This window comes from Streptomyces sp. NPDC033136 (assembly GCF_055578235.1).
The window spans coordinates 42,072-58,888 of the sequence record NZ_JBVIPD010000035.1 but is presented as its reverse complement, the minus strand read 5'-3'; the positions used below and the strand labels follow the sequence as shown (position 1 = coordinate 58,888).

General features: G+C 69.6%; 15 protein-coding genes and 1 pseudogene. 10 read left to right on the top strand and 6 right to left on the bottom strand.

Annotation, left to right across the window (positions count from 1 at the left end):
* Window positions 1–92: 92 nt before the first annotated feature.
* Window positions 93–506, top strand: a pseudogene (locus ACZ5TL_RS37470) (mobilization protein); the annotation flags it as partial.
* Here the strand turns inward: ACZ5TL_RS37470 and tgmC are convergent.
* From tgmC to ACZ5TL_RS37445, 5 genes are all read right to left on the bottom strand, one after another.
* Entirely contained in the window at window positions 507–1,697 is a 1,191-nt protein-coding gene (gene tgmC / locus ACZ5TL_RS37465; RefSeq protein ID WP_468595251.1) for an ATP-grasp peptide maturase system methyltransferase, read from the bottom strand.
* Complete coding sequence (tgmB, locus tag ACZ5TL_RS37460; RefSeq protein WP_468595250.1) at window positions 1,690–2,649, bottom strand: ATP-grasp ribosomal peptide maturase; 960 nt, start codon at window positions 2,647–2,649, stop codon at window positions 1,690–1,692. The genes tgmC and tgmB overlap by 8 nt, the downstream gene beginning before the upstream one ends.
* A gap of 5 nt (window positions 2,650–2,654) precedes the next feature.
* Window positions 2,655–2,957, bottom strand: a complete 303-nt coding sequence (gene tgmA / locus ACZ5TL_RS37455; protein WP_149830118.1) for a putative ATP-grasp-modified RiPP — start codon at window positions 2,955–2,957, stop codon at window positions 2,655–2,657.
* 118 nt (window positions 2,958–3,075) lie between these two features.
* Window positions 3,076–3,408 (bottom strand): hypothetical protein, encoded by a 333-nt coding sequence (locus ACZ5TL_RS37450; protein WP_246204293.1) that lies wholly within the window; start codon window positions 3,406–3,408, stop codon window positions 3,076–3,078.
* A 23-nt stretch (window positions 3,409–3,431) separates the two neighbouring features.
* Window positions 3,432–3,797, bottom strand: coding sequence for an ATP-binding protein (locus ACZ5TL_RS37445; protein WP_468595253.1), 366 nt, complete (start codon window positions 3,795–3,797; stop codon window positions 3,432–3,434).
* Window positions 3,798–4,097: 300 nt separating this feature from the next.
* Between ACZ5TL_RS37445 and ACZ5TL_RS37440 the strand changes: the two genes are divergently transcribed.
* Together ACZ5TL_RS37440 and ACZ5TL_RS37435 are read left to right on the top strand one after the other, a co-directional pair.
* Window positions 4,098–5,351, top strand: coding sequence for an XRE family transcriptional regulator (locus ACZ5TL_RS37440; protein WP_468595249.1), 1,254 nt, complete (start codon window positions 4,098–4,100; stop codon window positions 5,349–5,351).
* Window positions 5,336–5,866: a GNAT family N-acetyltransferase gene (locus ACZ5TL_RS37435; RefSeq protein WP_468595248.1), complete on the top strand. Its 531-nt coding sequence runs from the start codon at window positions 5,336–5,338 to the stop codon at window positions 5,864–5,866. The genes ACZ5TL_RS37440 and ACZ5TL_RS37435 overlap by 16 nt, the downstream gene beginning before the upstream one ends.
* A gap of 393 nt (window positions 5,867–6,259) precedes the next feature.
* On the opposite strand, the gene ACZ5TL_RS37430 is transcribed toward ACZ5TL_RS37435, so the two are convergent.
* Window positions 6,260–8,389: an amylo-alpha-1,6-glucosidase gene (locus ACZ5TL_RS37430; protein WP_468595247.1), complete on the bottom strand. Its 2,130-nt coding sequence runs from the start codon at window positions 8,387–8,389 to the stop codon at window positions 6,260–6,262.
* Window positions 8,390–8,509: 120 nt separating this feature from the next.
* Here ACZ5TL_RS37430 and ACZ5TL_RS37425 point away from each other — a divergent pair, with 120 nt between their 5' ends.
* The 7 genes from ACZ5TL_RS37425 (at window position 8,510) to ACZ5TL_RS37395 (ending at window position 16,678) form a co-directional block, all read left to right on the top strand.
* Window positions 8,510–9,583 (top strand): LacI family DNA-binding transcriptional regulator, encoded by a 1,074-nt coding sequence (locus tag ACZ5TL_RS37425; protein ID WP_362934643.1) that lies wholly within the window; start codon window positions 8,510–8,512, stop codon window positions 9,581–9,583.
* A 222-nt stretch (window positions 9,584–9,805) separates the two neighbouring features.
* Window positions 9,806–11,050 carry a sugar ABC transporter substrate-binding protein gene (locus tag ACZ5TL_RS37420; protein WP_149830124.1) on the top strand — a complete coding sequence of 415 codons (1,245 nt, stop codon included), beginning with the start codon at window positions 9,806–9,808 and terminating at the stop codon, window positions 11,048–11,050.
* Window positions 11,051–11,275: 225 nt separating this feature from the next.
* Window positions 11,276–12,286 (top strand): carbohydrate ABC transporter permease, encoded by a 1,011-nt coding sequence (locus ACZ5TL_RS37415; protein WP_149830145.1) that lies wholly within the window; start codon window positions 11,276–11,278, stop codon window positions 12,284–12,286.
* Complete coding sequence (locus tag ACZ5TL_RS37410) at window positions 12,283–13,182, top strand: carbohydrate ABC transporter permease (protein WP_149830125.1); 900 nt, start codon at window positions 12,283–12,285, stop codon at window positions 13,180–13,182. Before ACZ5TL_RS37415 ends, ACZ5TL_RS37410 begins: the two co-directional genes overlap by 4 nt.
* Before the next feature lie 58 nt (window positions 13,183–13,240).
* Complete coding sequence (locus ACZ5TL_RS37405) at window positions 13,241–14,863, top strand: glycoside hydrolase family 13 protein (RefSeq protein WP_356925322.1); 1,623 nt, start codon at window positions 13,241–13,243, stop codon at window positions 14,861–14,863.
* Between the two features lie 205 nt (window positions 14,864–15,068).
* The gene (locus ACZ5TL_RS37400; RefSeq protein ID WP_356925323.1) at window positions 15,069–15,563 is read left to right on the top strand and encodes an aminoglycoside phosphotransferase family protein; all 495 of its coding nucleotides are present in this window, start codon (window positions 15,069–15,071) and stop codon (window positions 15,561–15,563) included.
* 191 nt (window positions 15,564–15,754) lie between these two features.
* Window positions 15,755–16,678 (top strand): aminoglycoside phosphotransferase family protein, encoded by a 924-nt coding sequence (locus ACZ5TL_RS37395; protein WP_356925324.1) that lies wholly within the window; start codon window positions 15,755–15,757, stop codon window positions 16,676–16,678.
* Window positions 16,679–16,817: the final 139 nt, after the last annotated feature.

Genomic DNA, 16,817 nt, shown 5'->3' with positions numbered 1-16,817 from the left:
CGAACACGAGGCCGCCCACTACCTCTCGGCCGAACCTCCTGCGTCACTCCAGAAAACCAGCTAACTCAGTCTCCACGAAACCCGGTGCTTGACAGACCCTGATCCACCTGCAGGCCGTGTACGCCCAGATCGCCGAACCAGTCCTGGTCGGCCTCGCCAGCCGGGCACCCAGCCTGCAGACCAAGCGGCGCTACGCCTACCACCTCCAACAGGCGCTGCCCGAGCACGCCGAACGCATCCTCAACGACCCTGCCTGGGATGCCCTGTCCACCGTGCTCGCCGAGGCAGAGGCTGCTGGCCACAACGCGTCCACCCTCCTCGACCGGGCACTCAGCCAACGCACCCTGGACGACGCCCGCAGCCCTGCCCGCGCCCTTACTTGGCGCGTCCGTCGCCTCGGCGAACGCCACGCGCCGGGACCGAGAGCGCAGGCAGCAAATGCCCGCCATGTGCCAGAGCGCCCAGCCGTACGGCCTTCGCAGGAGCATCAAGCTCGGCGGCGTTGATCACGAGGCGGAAAGCGGCCATTGAGGGCCGTTCGGGTTCCCGAGCCAGACCACCTGCGCATCGCGGGATGCCGTCACCCCGAACGCGGCAGTGCTCGGTGAGCCGTACTCCTCCCAGGTGGCCACCGCCGACTCGACCGCATCCCAGAGTCGGCGCCGGCCACCCTGGCGGACCTCCCAGCCACTGTCCGTGGGAGCGAGGACGGCGAACGAATCAGTGCCGCCGTCCAGCACGAACGTGCTCACCGGTCCGCCATCGATCGGCATGGAGAAGAAGCGGGCATCTGGCACCGCGAGTTGTGCCATGAAGCCGGGCCCCGAACCGGTGAGGACTTCCGGCCCGTGCGTGACCTTCCGCTTCGTGCCATCGTCGGGCCCCGGCACCATGCCGAGGCTCTCCGGCGCATCCTGCTGGCGGGCGATCATGAAGCTCGGGTCGTCCTCGCTGAACCAGCCGCTCGCGCTGTCGCCGGTGACGATGAGCTTCACCAGGCCGAGGGAGCGCATCCAGCCGCGCAGAGTGGTCAGGATGACGCCGCCGGGCGGCACTTGCTCCAGCCAGGCAGGGGGGATGTTCCGGAAACCGCACGTGGCGATCAGCCGGTTGTAGGGGGCTCCGTCGAGGTGGCCGACGCGGCCGTCCCCCACCACCAGGTCAGGGGTATAGCCGGACCTCGCGAGAGCCTCGCGGGCTCGCCGTGCCACACCTTCGTCCGTCTCGATCGAGGTCACGGCCTCACTGCCGAGCCGGTGGCACATCAGTGCCGTCGAGTAGCCGGTGCCTGTCCCGATCTCCAGCACGCTCATGCCCTCGTGCACATCCAGGTCTTCGAGCATCCGGACTACGAGGCTCGGCAGAGTGGACGATGAGGTCGGGACCGCGTTGCTGATCGGCTTCGGATCGGCCCAGTCGATGTCCCGGCCGTCGAACTGGGTCATCCACGTCTCGTCGGAGTAGATGAGGCGGAGCCACGCGTCCTGGCCGACGTTCGCCTCGGTGACCGGCTCCCAGGTGGTGACACCCGGGCCGTCGCTCTCGCGGTAGAAGCGCGGGATGAACACGTGGCGGGGTACTGCCTCAACGGCTGCCCGCCACTCCGGCGAGCGCAGCCAGCCGTCCTTCTCCAGTCCGGCTGCCAGTTGGCGTCGGAAGTCGGCTGCCGCTGTCTCGGCATGGGGCTCACTAGCCACGGAGTCCTCCTTCCAGGAGATCGGCGAGTGCCGCGGTCATGGGCAGACCGGTCGGCGGCTCCATCCAAGCCCACTGCCCCGAAGGATTGCACTCGATGAAGACCCACTCGCCGGAGTCGGTCAAGGCGAAGTCGAACGCCCCGAAGACAAGCCCGAAGTGCTTCAGGTAGGCACGCATGGTGCGCTCCACCTCAGGCGGCGTGGTGACGGGCGTGTAGGTGTGGGTGCCGTAGTCGGTGCGCCAGTCGAGGAGACCGGAGTCGATTCGCACCGCGAAGATCTGTTCGCCGATGACCGTCACCCGGACGTCCGCGACCTTGTCCACGCACTTCTGGAACAGGTGCATGGTGCCGGCCACCGCGTCGTCGATCTCGTCGGTGGTCACCTCAGTCACGGGAACCGTCTGGGCCTTGCCGTCGACCAGGTAGAGCGGGACCGAGATGGGTTTGAAGATGGCCGGGCCGTGACCCTTGATGAACGCCCGCGCGTCGTCAGGCACATTGGTGATCAGCGTGGGCGGCAGGGTGAAGCCGGCCGCCGCTGCGGCCGCGAGTCCGGACGGTTTGTACTCGGCGTCGCCGATGCGGTTGGGGTGATTGATGTACAGACAGCCGGGCAGCGAAGTGAGGATGCCACCCAGCCCGTAGCGGGCCTGCGCGATGGCGAACCGCTCTTCCTGCCTGTCGAGGTGAGGGAAGGCGAACCCAGAGGGGCGACGGTAGTACATCGACCTCACGGCGCCCAGGTCGGCACGCCTGCTCAGGGTCTGCACGCTTCCACGCCACCTGTCGGTGTCGCCGATCGAGGCGGAGCACGACAGGGTGGCGGGGAAGTCACCGGAGTCGAACCGCACGACCGGGACACCCCGGTCGTGCAGCTCGCTGATCACGATGTCCGTGGTCGGGTCGTCAAGGTTTGTGACAACCAGGACCGGACGATCGTCGTTCGCCACTGGAGTCACTGGTCGGTGTCGTTCCCCGTGTCGCTGTCAGGGGAGTCGCTGTTACGGTCGCCCTGGCCCGTGGTGCCGGTGGACGGATTGGTACCGGAAGATGTGCCATGCCCCGGCGACATGGTGGGCGCTCCGGACGCGTCCAAGTACCGGGCGGTCTGGGTCGCCGGGTCCAGCTCCACCGCCACGTAGTCCGGGGCCTCGACGGACGGGTACGGGGCGATGCGACGCAGGCCCCAAGGAGCGGCGGTCAGGTGTCCCTGTGGCAGCGGGCTGCCGGTGGGGAATCGGTCCATGTAGTTGAACACGGTCTTCCTTTCTCTACGGATAGTGCCTGTGTCTCGACTGCCTTGCTCGCTCACCAAGCGCATCGGACATCGAGGCGCCCAGCGGGAGTTGTCAAGCGCCGGTCGCCTCGGAGCGGTGTCAGACCGGCGCGACAACTTGCCGACGGAGTCCCTCAAGCACACGCACGAGGAGTGTCACCTCCGGCTCCCTGCCCTCGACCGCCGCTCGGCCCTCCTCGTGCCAGCGGCTAAGTCGCCGCTGATACTCGGTCTCCGCCCTTGTGGCCTCGGCTCGGATTTCCCCGAGCGCAAGGTCCGACTCCATGTGCAGCCGGAGGAGATCCACGGGCGTGATGCGCAGGGGCGCGGCGAATATCTCGGTGCCGGGGTCGCTCGTGGCACGGAAGGGACCGAGGGTGAGTTCTACACACGCCTCTGGGCTGGGATCGTCCACCAGCTCGTCGGCATCCATCAGACGTAAGGACACCCGGGGCCTCAGCACTCGGCCGGCACTTCCAGCTCGGCCCACACGACCTTGCCCCAGCGCTTCCGGTCGTATCCCCATCTCCAGCTGAGGGCCTCCACCAGGAGCAGGCCGCGCCCCTCCTCGGCGTCGTCGTCGGGGCTGCCCAGCTCGGGGCCTTCCCTGCATGTGTCGGCGACGCCGATACGCACCACGCCCTGGGTTGGACGCGTGACCAGGACACGGACGTTCCGGCACCGAGTGTGGTCGATTGCGTTGTTGACCAGCTCGGCCACAATCTGCACCCCAGCCTCAGCCAACTCGCCTATGCCCCAAGTGCTTAGGGCTGCGGAGACGAGCAGGCGGGCCCGGCGAGCGGATTCCGGCTCGCACGGCATCGTCTCGGTGTAACCGGGGGCGCCGGTCGCAGTAGGTCGGGCTGCGGTCATGGTCACAGGAACATCCCTCCGGGGTGGACGCCCGCCCCCGCGACGGGGTGGCGCCGGGGGCGGGCTCTCCTCCAAGCCGTCGAGGAAGGGGGAATCAGGACCTCGACGGGCTGATACCGAGTCAACCGCCTGTGGCCCGAGAGGAACAGGAAAGGTCGTGCTCCCACCGCCGCCTCGAACCGGAAGACTTTGCATTCCCGTGACCTGGGGTCTGGTTCAGTCGGTGACTGCCGGTCTACGGTCGGTGGCATGGGAGCGAACGCCATCCTCAAGAGCCGGCTGGAGGAACTCGGCCTCACCCAGGATGAATTGGCTGGTCGGATGAACACTGCGCTGGCAGAGATCACCGGCAGACCCGGCGATGTCTCCGCCCGCACCGTCCGCAACCTGCTCAACGGAACGTCCCGCCGCCCCATCAGCCGTACATGCGCCGCGCTGGAGTGGGTGTTCGGGTGCCCCGTCGAGGACTTAGGGTTCAGCGCACCACGCACCATGCACCACCCGCAGGAGGACCCTGTGCGGCGTCGCACCTTCATCGCTTCGGCCACCGGGACCGCAGCCGCCGCGGTTCCCCAGATCGCCCAGCGCCGCGCGGTCGGCATGTCAGATGTGGCTCGAGCCGCCACCGGGATGAACGCCCTCGTCGCAGCCGACGACCGCCAGGGTGGTCACACGGAGTTGGAGAAGGCGGCAATGAAAGGCCGCGACGGCGTACTGGAGTTGCAGCAGCGCAACGCCGGCGAACGCGTCCGCCGAGCTCTGTACGCGCTGGCCGCTGAATACTCCACCATCGCGGCCTGGTCCTGCATCGACGCCCGCAACCTCGACCAGGCGCAACGGCACCTGAACGAATCCGCGACGTACGCCGGCCTATCCCAGGACGGCCCCACCGAAATGCGGGTGTGGGTCAACCTGTCCATGCTCGCCTACCAGCGCCAGAACTGGCCGGAAGCTCTCGCGGCAGCTCAGGCCGCACAAGCCTCCCCGGCCGCTCGACGTGACCCGTTCTTCGACTCCCTGGGTCGTATCCGCGCCGCCCTCGCCTACGCGGCACTCGGCGATGGCCGCATCGCTGGGCGATCCCTCGGATCGGCCCAGGACGCCTTCATCAAGACTCCGGAACGCGAGCGCCCGCGCTGGACAGCTTTCTACGGCCAGGCCGAACTCGATCACCTCGCCGCCATCGTCCACTACAACAGCGGACACCACGCCCACGCCGAAGCCATGGCTCACCGCGCCCTGGCCAAGATCCCGACAACCTTCCGGCGCAACAGGGCGCTCGCAACGGCCCAACTTGCTCTCGCGCAACTGCACCAGGGCGACGCCGAACAAGCCACAGTGACAGCCGCCGACGTCTTCACCATCATGGATGGCGATCCCCTGCCCGGCCGTATGCGCACGCTCATCGGCGACTTCCACCGGGGCCTGTTCGCCCTGTCCCCTTCCACCTCCTGCGCACGAGACTGGGCAGACCGAATGCGAACCGAATGGAGTCGAGCGTGACCGACCTACGTCACTTCCAGCACGGAAACCTCCCCGAAGGTTTCCGGCAGATGCTCATCGACGTACACGCCGACGCCTACGCCGACCAGATGGACGACCCCTTCCACCAGCGCTTCGCCTGGTTCGTCGACCACTGGAGCGGCATGGAGGGCTTCTCCTGTGTCGTGGCCTACGACGGAGAGGAACCCGTCGGCTTCGCCTACGGCGCCCAGCTCGCCCCTGGCCGGGAGTGGTGGCGCTCCACGGGTTACGAGCCGAACAACGGCTACACCTCTACCTATGCCGTGTCCGAGGTGATGGTCCGCCCCGGCTGGCGCAAGCAGGGCATCTCCGAGCGATTGCACGAGGCGCTGCTCAAGGAACGTACGGAAGAGCTCGCCGTGCTCCTGGTCGACGTCACCCACCCCAAGGTGCAGGAACTCTATGAGTCGTGGGGGTACTCCAAAGTCGGCGAGCAACAACCATTCGCCGACTCACCCGTGTACGCGGTGATGGTCCAAGACCTCCGGGACTGAACCACACTCAGAGAACGGCGAGTCGGCTGTCGAGCCGGCACGCACAAGTCGCTCGTATCGAGCCCGAGGGCACATCCAGGGCACATGAGCCCGGGAAACGGCGTAGACCAGTGAGAACTACGGAGAGACGTTTCCCCTGGTCAGCGCACACATCGCCAAGAAACCCCAGGCCAGCACCCTCCCGCCCTCAATCGGCTTCATGAGTGGCAGGACTTCTCGCATCGGCTGCATGAGGCGGGGCATCAGCCTTATTGCCTGGTGTGGCTCTGACCTGGGATTTCATGAGTAGCGGGCGGGGTTTCCGACCCCGCCCTCGTCATGTGATGGCCATGTAGCGGGTTCTGACCGCGTGTCCGGATGGGCGGCCAGCACCACGTAGCGCGCTCAGTCACATCAGGCCATGGTCACGACCAACTCCCCCGGTGGCGTCACCTGCGCTGCTCCGTCCGCTGTCACCGTGACGTCCAGTCGGTTCCCATCGACCTGGAACCCGTTCAGGGACAGCGGTCCGTAGTTCCGGGCGAACGTGGAGGCCACGGTGACCGTGCCGCCCGGGACGTCCGCGTTCAGGCCCAAGGCCGCTTGAAGCACGAGGACCGAGGACGCGGCCGCCCACGCCTGGGGACGGCAGGACGCTGGATAGGGGGCCGGGCCGGGGCCCGCCTCGGTGCCGTGGCCTGCGAAGAGTTCGGGCAGGCGGGCGTCGAATGCTGCCGACGCCGTCAACAGGCCGTCGGCCAGGGATGCCGCGGCGTCCGGGAAGCCGGCCCTGATCAGGCCGTGTACGGCGATCGCGGTGTCGTGCGGCCAGATCGAACCGACGTGATAGCCGTACGGGTTGTAGCCCACCGCGTCGCTGCTGTAAGTGCGCAGACCGTGCCCCGCGTCGAGGTCGGGCCCGGCGATCCGGGCGGCCAGCAGCGCACTCTCCTCCGCGTTGAGCAGGCCCGTGCCCAGGAGGTGGCCGAAGCCAGAGGTGACCGAGTCGACCGGCCTGCCGTCGCCGTCGAGCGCGACCGCCGGGTACGGACCCTTCTCGTCCTCCACCCAGAAACACGCCCGGAAGCGGGCGGCCAGCTGGTCCGCCCAGTCCTCCCAGGCGTCCGCGCCCGGGCGGCCGAACGCGCGCAGCAGCGCAGCTCCGGCGCGTGCGGCCTCGTAGGCGTACGCCTGGACCTCGCACAGCGCGATCGGAGCGTGGGCGCGGCGGCCGTCGCGGTAGCGGATGGAGTCGTCGGAGTCCTTCCAGCCCTGGTTGGACAGGCCGTGGCCGGTCTGGTCGACGTACTTGAGGAACCCGTCACCACTGGCGTCTGCCTGGTCACGCATCCACGCGAGCGCCAACTCGGCGTGGGACAGCAGTAGTTCGACTTCCTCCGGGGCCAGACCCCAGCGCCAGGCGTCGTGGAGCAGGGTGATCCACAGCGGTGTGGCGTCCACCGTGCCGTAGTACACCGGCGGGAGGGAGAGGCGGTCCGCGATCTGGAGGGTGTCGCGGCGCACTTCGTGAAGGATCTTGCCCGGCTGCTCCTCCGTGGCCGAGTCGGTGACCAGGCCCTGGCGCCGGGCGAGTGTCCGCAGGGTTCCGGCGGCGAGCTCGGTGCCGAGCGGGAGGAGCATGCGGGCGGCCCAGAGCGAGTCGCGGCCGAAGAGGGTCAGGAACCAGGGGGCGCCGGCGGCCAGGAACTGGTCCGGGCGGTCCGGGTCGGGCGACCGCGGGTCCGTCAGGCGCAGCCGGTCCAGGTCGGCGAGGGACTGCTCCAGCCACCGGTCGAAGCGACGGTCCGCGCTGCGCAGCACGGGGATGCGCCAGGGCAGTCGGCCCGCGGGCGGCGCCGGGAACTGGTCGCCGTCCGCGTAGGTGGCGGTGCAGGTCACTGTCGCCGTCCACGATGTGCCGGGCTTGAGGTCGATGTCGTAGGACAGTTCGCCCGTCGGCACCTGAAGCGCGTCCGGTGCGGGCTCGGCGGCCAGTCGTACGGTGAAGTCGTCCGTGGACCAGGCGAGGCCGACGGTGTCGCCGTCCGCGACCTGCGGCGACGCCTCCGCGATGACGTGTCCCGACTTGACCTGCTCCATGGTGGCGAGGTCCGTGCCCGCGCTCACCGTCAGCCGGAGGCGGACGTGCTCGCCGCCCGCGTTGGTGACCTCGAAGACCTCCTCGAAGCGGCCGTCGGAGGTGCTGCGGCGGCGGTGCAGGGCGACGGCCGGGTCCGGTGTCACCTCGCCGAGCCCGCGCAGGACCGCCCGGAAGCCGGCGCGGTCCGCGCCCCGCAGCCCGCCCTGAACGGGCGCCAGAGCGATGCCCTCGGCGGTGACGGTCAGCCGGGAAAGCGCCCGTCGGTCGCCGTGGTAGAAGCCGTCCGCACCCCCGCTGAGCTGCCCGTCTTCTCTCGAGATCACGAGGCTCGGCGCGTGCAGTGTGACGACCGCGTCATGCAGGAACGGCTGCAGGCCGCCGGTCGCGGAGGAGGGCGCCGTGACCGAGCCGTTGGTGTCCTGGGTCTTGACAGTGGTGTCCAAGGAAGTAGAACCTCTCAGCGTTAGATCGTTCAAAGGACACTAAGTCAAACGTCAGAGCGATGACAACGCTTTTGGAACGCTAAAACCGACCCACATCTCCTCAGCAAGCCGGAGAGCCGCATGCCCCGCGCCAAGAACACTGCCTCGGCCAAGAACGGCCCGGTGACCCTCGCGATGGTCGCCGCCCGGGCCGGGGTCTCCCCGCAGACCGTGTCGAACGCGATCAACTCGCCCGGCATGCTGCGCCCCGAGACCCTGGAGCGGGTGAGCCGCGTGATCGAGGAGATGGGCTACCGCCCCAGCCGCGCCGCGCAGACGCTCCGCACCCGCTCCAGCAAGCTGATCGGCTACGGCATCCTGCCCACACTGAGCAGCAACCCGGTCCTGGACCGGTTCCTGCACGCCTTGTCGCAGGCCGCCGATGAGGCCGGATACCGGATCCTGCTGTTCGCCTGCCCGCCCGGCGGCCCGACCCTTCAGGGGTACGAGGAACTGCTGGACCAGCACGAGGTCGACGGCTTCGTGCTCAGCGGCACCGCCCGCAACGACCCGCGCCAGGCGTGGCTCGCCAAGCGGGGTGTACCGTTCGTCGCCTTCGGCCGAATCTGGTCGGGGCGGCAGATCGGCGACTGGGTCGACGTCGACGGCGCCTCGGGCACGGACGCCGCGGTCGAGCACCTGGTCGCCCTCGGGCATCGCAAGATCGCCTTCCTGGGCTGGGAACGCGGCTCCGGCTCCGGTGACGACCGTGCCGAGGGCTGGCAGCGGGCCATGCGCCGGCACGGACTGCCGACCCGCGGGCGGCGCGCGCAGACGGTGGGTGACATCGACGCGGCCCGCACCGCCGTGAAACCGCTCCTGGACGCGGGCGCGACCGCCGTGATCGCGGCCAGCGACATGCTGGCCCTCGGCTGCTACCAGACGCTGCGCGAGCGCGGCGCCGCCCCCGGCCGCGATGTCGCCGTGGTCGGCTTCGACGACTCGCCGACCGCCGAGAACCTCTTCCCCGCACTGACCTCCGTCGCCCAGCCGCTGGAGGAGGTCGGCCGGGAGTGCGTACGGCTGCTGCTGGCGCGGATCGCCGCGCCAGACGCACCGCCGGAGCGCCTTCTGCTGGAGCCGTCCCTGGTCGTGCGCGACAGCAGCGGCGCACCGTGCGACGGCACCGCGGACACGACCGAGTTAGCCGAGTAGCAGCCGCTGGGCGCCCGGAGCCGAGTGCAGCCGCCCTGACCAGGCAGCCGCTCCGGCGCCCCCTCCCTTGCCCCGGACAGCAGCCGCCAGGCCGGGTGACCAGTCTGCCCGGCACCCCTTCATCTTCGAGACCTCTCCCTCTCCTCCCCCCCACCCCGGACCCGCATCCCGCGCGGACCGGGTGGAGCCGCACGTCACACCCGCATCCCACGGAGGATTTCCATGGTCAACCGAAAGGCCACCGCGGCCATCGTCACCTGCGCGGCGCTGCTGGCCGCCACGGGCTGCTCGTCGAGTTTCGGCGGCGGCAAGGAAGCACAGCAGGACACCGGCTCCGGCCAGAAACTGACGGTCCTCATCGGCACCTCGGGCGACGCCGAGACCAAGGCCGTCAGGGAGGCCGTGGCCGCGTACGCGAAGCAGTCCGGCAACACGGTGACCGTGGAGCTCGCCAAGGATCTCAACCAGCAGCTCACGCAGTCATTCGCCGGGGGCAATCCGCCGGACGTCTTCTACGTTCCGTCCGACCTGTTCGCCAACTACGCCAAGGGCGGCTCCCTCTACGCCTACGGCGACCAGGTGAAGGACGTCGACGACTTCGCCGCGCCGCTGCGGTCGTCCTTCACCTACGACGGGAAGCTGATGTGTCTGCCCAAGGACACCTCCACGCTCGCGCTGGCGATCAACACCGACCTGTGGAAGAAGGCCGGGCTGACGGACAAGGACTACCCGACCACCTGGGCCGAGCTGAAGACCGTCGCGGCCAAGCTCACCAGCGGTGATGTCACGGGCCTGGTGACCAACGACGAGTACGTGCGGCTCGGCGCCTTCATGAAGGAGGCCGGCGGTGCGATCACCAACGCCGACCAGACGAAGATGACCGCCGACAGCAGCCAGAACATCGAAGCGCTCACCTATGTGCAGTCGCTGCTGAAAGATGGCTCCCTGAAGTACGCCAAGCAGGTCGACACCGCATGGGGCGGTGAGGCGTTCGGCAAGGGCAAGGCCGCCATGACCATCGAGGGCAACTGGCTCACCGGCGCCATGAAGCTCGACTTCCCGAACATCAAGTACAAGGCCGTGCCCCTGCCCGAAGGACCAGCAGGGAAGGGCTCGCTCGCCTTCAGCACCTGCTGGGGTGTCGCCCAGGACAGCACGCACCGGGCCGCGTCCGTGGACCTGGTGAAGTATCTGACCTCCGCCACCCAGCAGCTGAAGTTCGCCGACGCCTTCGGCGTGATGCCCTCGCGCACCAGCGCCCAGGCCACCTACGCCGACAAGGTGCCCGCCGCAAAGGCATGGGTCGACGCGAACGCCTACGCCCAGGGCCCGGTGACCATACCCGGCTTCGAGAAGGTCCTCGGCCAGTTCAACACCGGCCTTCAGTCGCTGCGCACCGGCGATCCGGCGAAGATCCTCGCCGACCTGCAGCGCAACGGCGAACAAGCCCTGGCGAAGGGCGAATGAGCCGCCATGGTTTCCCGTCCGACGCGCCGCTCGAGCCGGGCGCCCGGCGGCGCCACCCCCACCGCCACCCCGGCGTCCGCAGCTGCGGACCCCCGAACGGCCGGCTCACCGGGCACACCTGACACGCCCGGTGGGACCGGTCCGCACGCGGCGCCCCGCGCACACCTCGCCCCGCGCGCGGGGCGCCGCCGGGAAGGACTCTGGGGCTGGCTGTTCGTCAGCCCCATGGTGATCATCCTCGGCCTGTTCCTGGTGCTGCCGATCCTGATGGCGGCTTGGGTGAGCCTGCTGAACTGGGACGGCCAGTCCAACCCGTTCAGCGGCCAGGCGACGTTCGTGGGCCTCGGCAACTACCGCGCACTCCTCACCGAGGACGGCCTGGACCGCACGCTGTTCACGACCTCGCTGCGCAACACCGCCTACTACGTGCTGCTCACCGTGCCGCTCCAGACCTGCCTCGCGCTGGGCCTGGCCATGATCGTCAACCAGCGGCTGCTGCGCGCCCGGGGCGCCCTGCGCACCACGTTCTACTTCCCGTCGGTCACCAGCTCCATCGCCGTCTCCACCATCTTCCTCTTCCTGTTCCAGGGCAGCGGCGCCGTCAACACGCTGCTGTCCTGGGCCGGGATCAAGGGACCCAACTGGTTCGCCGACTCGCGCGGCGTGCTCTCACTCCTGCTCGGCGCCCTCGGCATCGTCGACCCCGACAGGCCCTCGGGATTCCTGGCCGACCACTCCTTCATGGGCCTTTCGTGGTTCGAGTGGCTGTCCGGGCCGTCCGTCGCGATGTGCACGCTCATCGTGCTCGCCGTGTGGACGACGTCCGGCACCCTGATGCTGATCTTCCTGGCCGCCCTCCAGGACGTCCCCCGGGAACTGGAGGAATCGGCCGCCATCGAAGGCGTCAACCGTCTGCAGCTGCTGCGCCATGTGACGCTGCCCGCCCTGCGACCCGTACTCTTCTTCGTCCTCACACTCGGCATGATCGGCTCGTGGCAGGTCTTCGACCAGGTGTACGTCGTGAGTCAGGGCGGCCCGGCCAACACGACACTGACGCCCGCCTTCCTGTCCTACACGGCGGCTTTCGGTGACGGCGACTTCGGCCAGGGCGCGGCCATCGCCTTCATCCTGCTCGCCCTGATCCTGGCCATGACCGTGCTGCAGCGCTGGGCGCTGCGCGAGCGCGCCCCCCGGCCCAGCTCCCGTATCCGTCTCCGTCTCGGGAGGAACCGATGAAGGCCAAGGCCACGGCCGTCCGGGCCCAGGAACGCCCCGTGCTCGGACGGCACCCGACGCACCTGCGGATACTTGGATACACGCTCGTGCTGGGGCTCGGGCTGCTGTATCTGATGCCGTTCGTCATCCAGCTCGTTACCGGGTTCAAGACGGACCCGGACGCGGCGGCCCACCCCCTCGGACTGATCCCGTCCCCGCCGACGACCGCCTCCTACCAGCGACTGTTCGGGCTGAGCCAGAACGGGGACGGCGTCCCCTTCCTGCGCTGGCTGGGCAACTCGACGTTCATCGCCGTCGTGGCCACGGCCGGGCATGTGCTGTTCGACTCCATGGCCGGGTACGCGCTGGCCCGGCTGCGCTTCCGGGGACGCACGCTGCTGTTCGGCTTCGTCATCGCCGTGATGGCGGTGCCCGGCATCGCCCTGCTGATCCCGCGGTTCCTGGTGCTCAACACCCTCGGGCTCTTCGACACCTACACCGGCATGATCCTGCCGATGCTGGTGGGCGCGGGCGGCATCTTCATGATGAAGCAGTTCTTCGAGTCCATCCCGCGGGAAGTGGAGGAAGCCGCGCGGGTGGACGGCGCCGGGGTGTTCCGCACCTTCTGGTCGGTGGTCCTGCCGATGGCCCGGCCCGCCCTGATCACTCTGACCATCCTGTCGTTCCAGGGCTCCTGGAACGAGTTCACCCACTTCCTGGTCGCCACCCAGTCCGCCCAGTACGAGACGCTGACGACCGGACTGGCCCGGTTCGTCTCCGGTGGCCTGGGCAGCGGCACCCAGTACCCGCTGAAACTGGCGGCGGCCCTGCTGTCGACGCTGCCGGTGGCGGTGCTGTTCTTCTGCTTCCAGCGCTACTTCGTCCGGGGCGCCAACGCCGGAGCCGTCAAGGAGTAGCGGCGGGCGAACCCGTAGCGACCCGCACCGCGCCCCCACCGAAGGAGTGCACAACCGCATGCCGACAACCGGTAACACCGCACCGTGGTGGCGCAGCGCCGTCATCTACCAGGTCTATATCCGCAGCTTCGCCGACGGCAACGGTGACGGCGTCGGCGACATCGCCGGCCTCCGCTCCCGTCTGCCGTACCTCAAGTCGCTCGGTGTGGACGCCCTCTGGATCAACCCCTGGTACAAGTCCCCGATGGCGGACCACGGTTACGACGTGGCCGACTTCCGCGAGATCGACCCGCTGTTCGGCACCGTCGCCGAGGCCGAGCAACTCATCGAGGAGGCACACGGGTACGGAATCCGCGTCATCCCGGACATCGTCCCGAACCACACCTCGGACCAACACGCCTGGTTCCAGGCGGCACTGGCCGCCGGCCCCGGCACTCCGGAGCGGGAGCGCTACATCTTCCGCCCCGGCCGCGGTCCCGACGGCACTCAGCCGCCCAACAACTGGGTGTCGGTCTTCGGCGGCCCCGCCTGGACCCGGCTGCCCGACGGCGAGTGGTACCTGCACCTGTTCGCTCCGGAACAGCCCGACCTCAACTGGCAACACCCGGAAGTGCGGGAGGAGTTCGAGTCGATCCTGCGGTTCTGGTTCAGCCGGGGCGTGGACGGCTTCCGTATCGATGTGGCGCACGGCCTGATCAAGGACCCCGAACTGCCCGACCTGCCACCCCGCCAGGACACGGGACACCCGCACTGGGACCGCGACGGGGTCCACGACATCTTCCGGACCTGGCGCCGGCTGGCCGACGAGTACGGGGGCGACCGGGCGTTCGTGGCGGAAGCCTGGACGGACACCCCGGAGCGCCTCGCCGCCTACGTCCGCGGGGACGGCCTGCACACCGCCTTCAACTTCGATTTCCTGATGGCCAGTTGGGATCCGAAGGACCTACGTACGGTCATCGACGACTCGCTCACTCTCCTCAGCGCGGTCGACGCGCCGGCCACCTGGGTGCTCTCCAACCACGACGTCATGCGCCACGCCAGCCGCTACGCCCGCAAGACGGTCAGACGCTGGTCACCCACCGAGCCCTACCGACCCGACGGACCCCCCGACCCGGCCCTCGGCACCCGCCGCGCCCGCGCGGCGGCCCTGCTGATGCTCGGCCTCCCCGGCGGCGCCTACGTCTACCAGGGTGAGGAACTCGGCCTGCCCGAGGTCGAGGACCTCCCGGAATCCGTCCTCCAGGACCCCATCTGGGAACGCTCCGCCCACACCGACCGCGGCCGGGACGGCTGCCGGGTACCGATCCCCTGGTCCGGCCGGACCACCCCCTTCGGCTTCAGCCCCGACGGCGCCTCCGCCGCCCCCTGGCTCCCCCAACCCGCCAACTGGGGCGAGCGCACCGTGCAGGCACAGACCGGCGACAAGACGTCGATGCTGGAGCTCTACCGCACGGCCCTGCACCTGCGCCGCGAACACCCCGCCCTCGGCGACGGCACCCTCACCTGGCTGGACAGCCCCGAGGGAGTCCTCGCCTTCAGTCGCGGCCAAGGCTTCACCTGCGTGGTCAACCTCTCCGCCGAGCCGTACCCACTCCCCGAACACGCCTCGATCCTGCTCTCCAGCGGCCCCGTAGAAGACGACCTGCTGGCACCTGACCAGGCAGCCTGGCTCTCGGCATAGCCACCACAGGAAAGAACGTCGGACAACTGCCCGCCCCGATCCACCCCCTGAGACAGCCAGGGCCTGTCCGGTGCCCTCCCCGCCCACCGGACGGGCCCTGGCTCTTCCGCCCTTCCAAAGCGCGGCAACCTCTCGCCGCGCACAGTTGTGATCGTGAGGGAGATGCGGTGACTGCTGAGGTCCACAGCAACGCAAGCCGGTAGAGGTGCCCGAGGCCCTTCGGGGCTTCGACCGCCGGCAGCACCAGGGCGAGGCGGGGCGCCGGTGGCCGGCGGCCCTGCCGGACACCGGCGCCGAGTGGTGCGACCGGTGGAACCTGGAGGTCGACGGGCAGCCCATGCACGGTTACCACAGCCTCGTGGTGCCGGTCGGCCGAGACGGCGAGCCGCCGGCGCTGAAGCTGACCTGGCCCGACCGGCATACGGAGGAGCAGATGCCGGCGCTGCGTCTGTGGGACGGCCTCGGCGCGGTCCGGCTGGTCGACGCCGACATCGCGGCGGCCGTGGTCGGGGGCGTGGGCATCACCCTGCACGGCGTGTGGTGGTACACCGCACTCAACCACGCGTGCCCGCCGGACGCGCGGGGCAGGCTGCACGACGCCGCCGTCCCCGGATTGTGGAGCCCGTCGGGATGGCTGGGGCTGTGCCCGCTGCGGCGCTGGTCGGGGTGGGCGCCGTGGCCGGGCTGGGCGCTGGGGTGATCATGCTCGCCGGATCCCTTACGCGGCTCGTCCCCCGCTTCAGCCGCTACGGTGCGGCGGGACCCGTCCGCCGAAGGCACCCGCTTCGCCCGGCCGGCCGGAGCGGTCCCGGGGTTGCTGACCGACCGTGACCGGTACTCGACCCGTGACCAGTGATCGACGTGACCGATACCTCCGCAGGAGATCCCGCCATGAGCCCCAGCCAGGACAGTTCCGTGCCCACCGCCGAGCGGCCGGTGCCCGACCTGGACCTCGCGCGCCGGCTCGTGCGCGAGCAGTTCCCCCAGTGGGCCGAGCTGCCGCTTTGCCCGGTCGAGCCGCAGGGCTGGGACAACCGCACCTTCCGCCTTGGCTCCGACCTCGCGGTCCGGATACCCAGCGCGCGGGGTTACGACGCCCAGGTCGAGAAAGAGCACCGCTGGCTGCCGGTGCTCGCCGAAGTGCTGCCACTGCCGATCCCGAAGCCGGTCGCCAAGGGTGCGCCAGGCCCGCTGTTCGACGGTCCGTGGTCGGTGTACGCCTGGTACCCCGGGCAGACGCTGAACCGCGCCGGTGCCGGGGAAGCCGATCTGGCCGCTGTCGCGGTGGGCCTGGGCGAGTTCCTGACGGCCCTGCGCGCCACGCCGACGCAGGACGCCCCGCCGCCGGGGACGCACAACTCCTCGCGTGGCGCCGAATTCACGGTCTACGCCGACGAAGCCATCCTGGCTCTCGCCGGGCTCGTGCCCGAAGTGCGGGAGGTGGGCGAGCGGTGCGTCCGCCGCGCCACGGAGTCTTCGTGGATCGAGGCACCGGTGTGGCTGCACGGCGACATCGCACCCGGAAACCTGCTGCTGAGCGAGGGACGGCTCTCGGCGGTCATCGACTTCGGCTGCTCCGCCGTCGGGGACCCTGCCTGCGACCTGGTGGCCGCGTGGACGATGTTCGACCGCGAGACGCGTCCGCTGTTCGTCCGCGCGGCCGGTCTGGACCAGGACACCTGGCACCGCGCCCAGGGTTGGGCGGCCTGGAAGGCGGCGATCACCCTTGCCGGGGCCGACAGCACGCCGGAGGCGCGGTCGCTGGCGGAGCGAACCCTCGCCGAGCTGGCCGAGGACGTCGCGCAGCAAGCCTGAATCGGGCGGGAGTCAGGCCACCTGCACCACGATTCCCGACGCCTCGACAGTGCGGCTACGACAGCGACGACGGCTGTGAAGTGGCTGGTGCCGGGCTGCCGACAGGCAAGGTCGCGCGACAAGAAACAGGTTGCAGTTG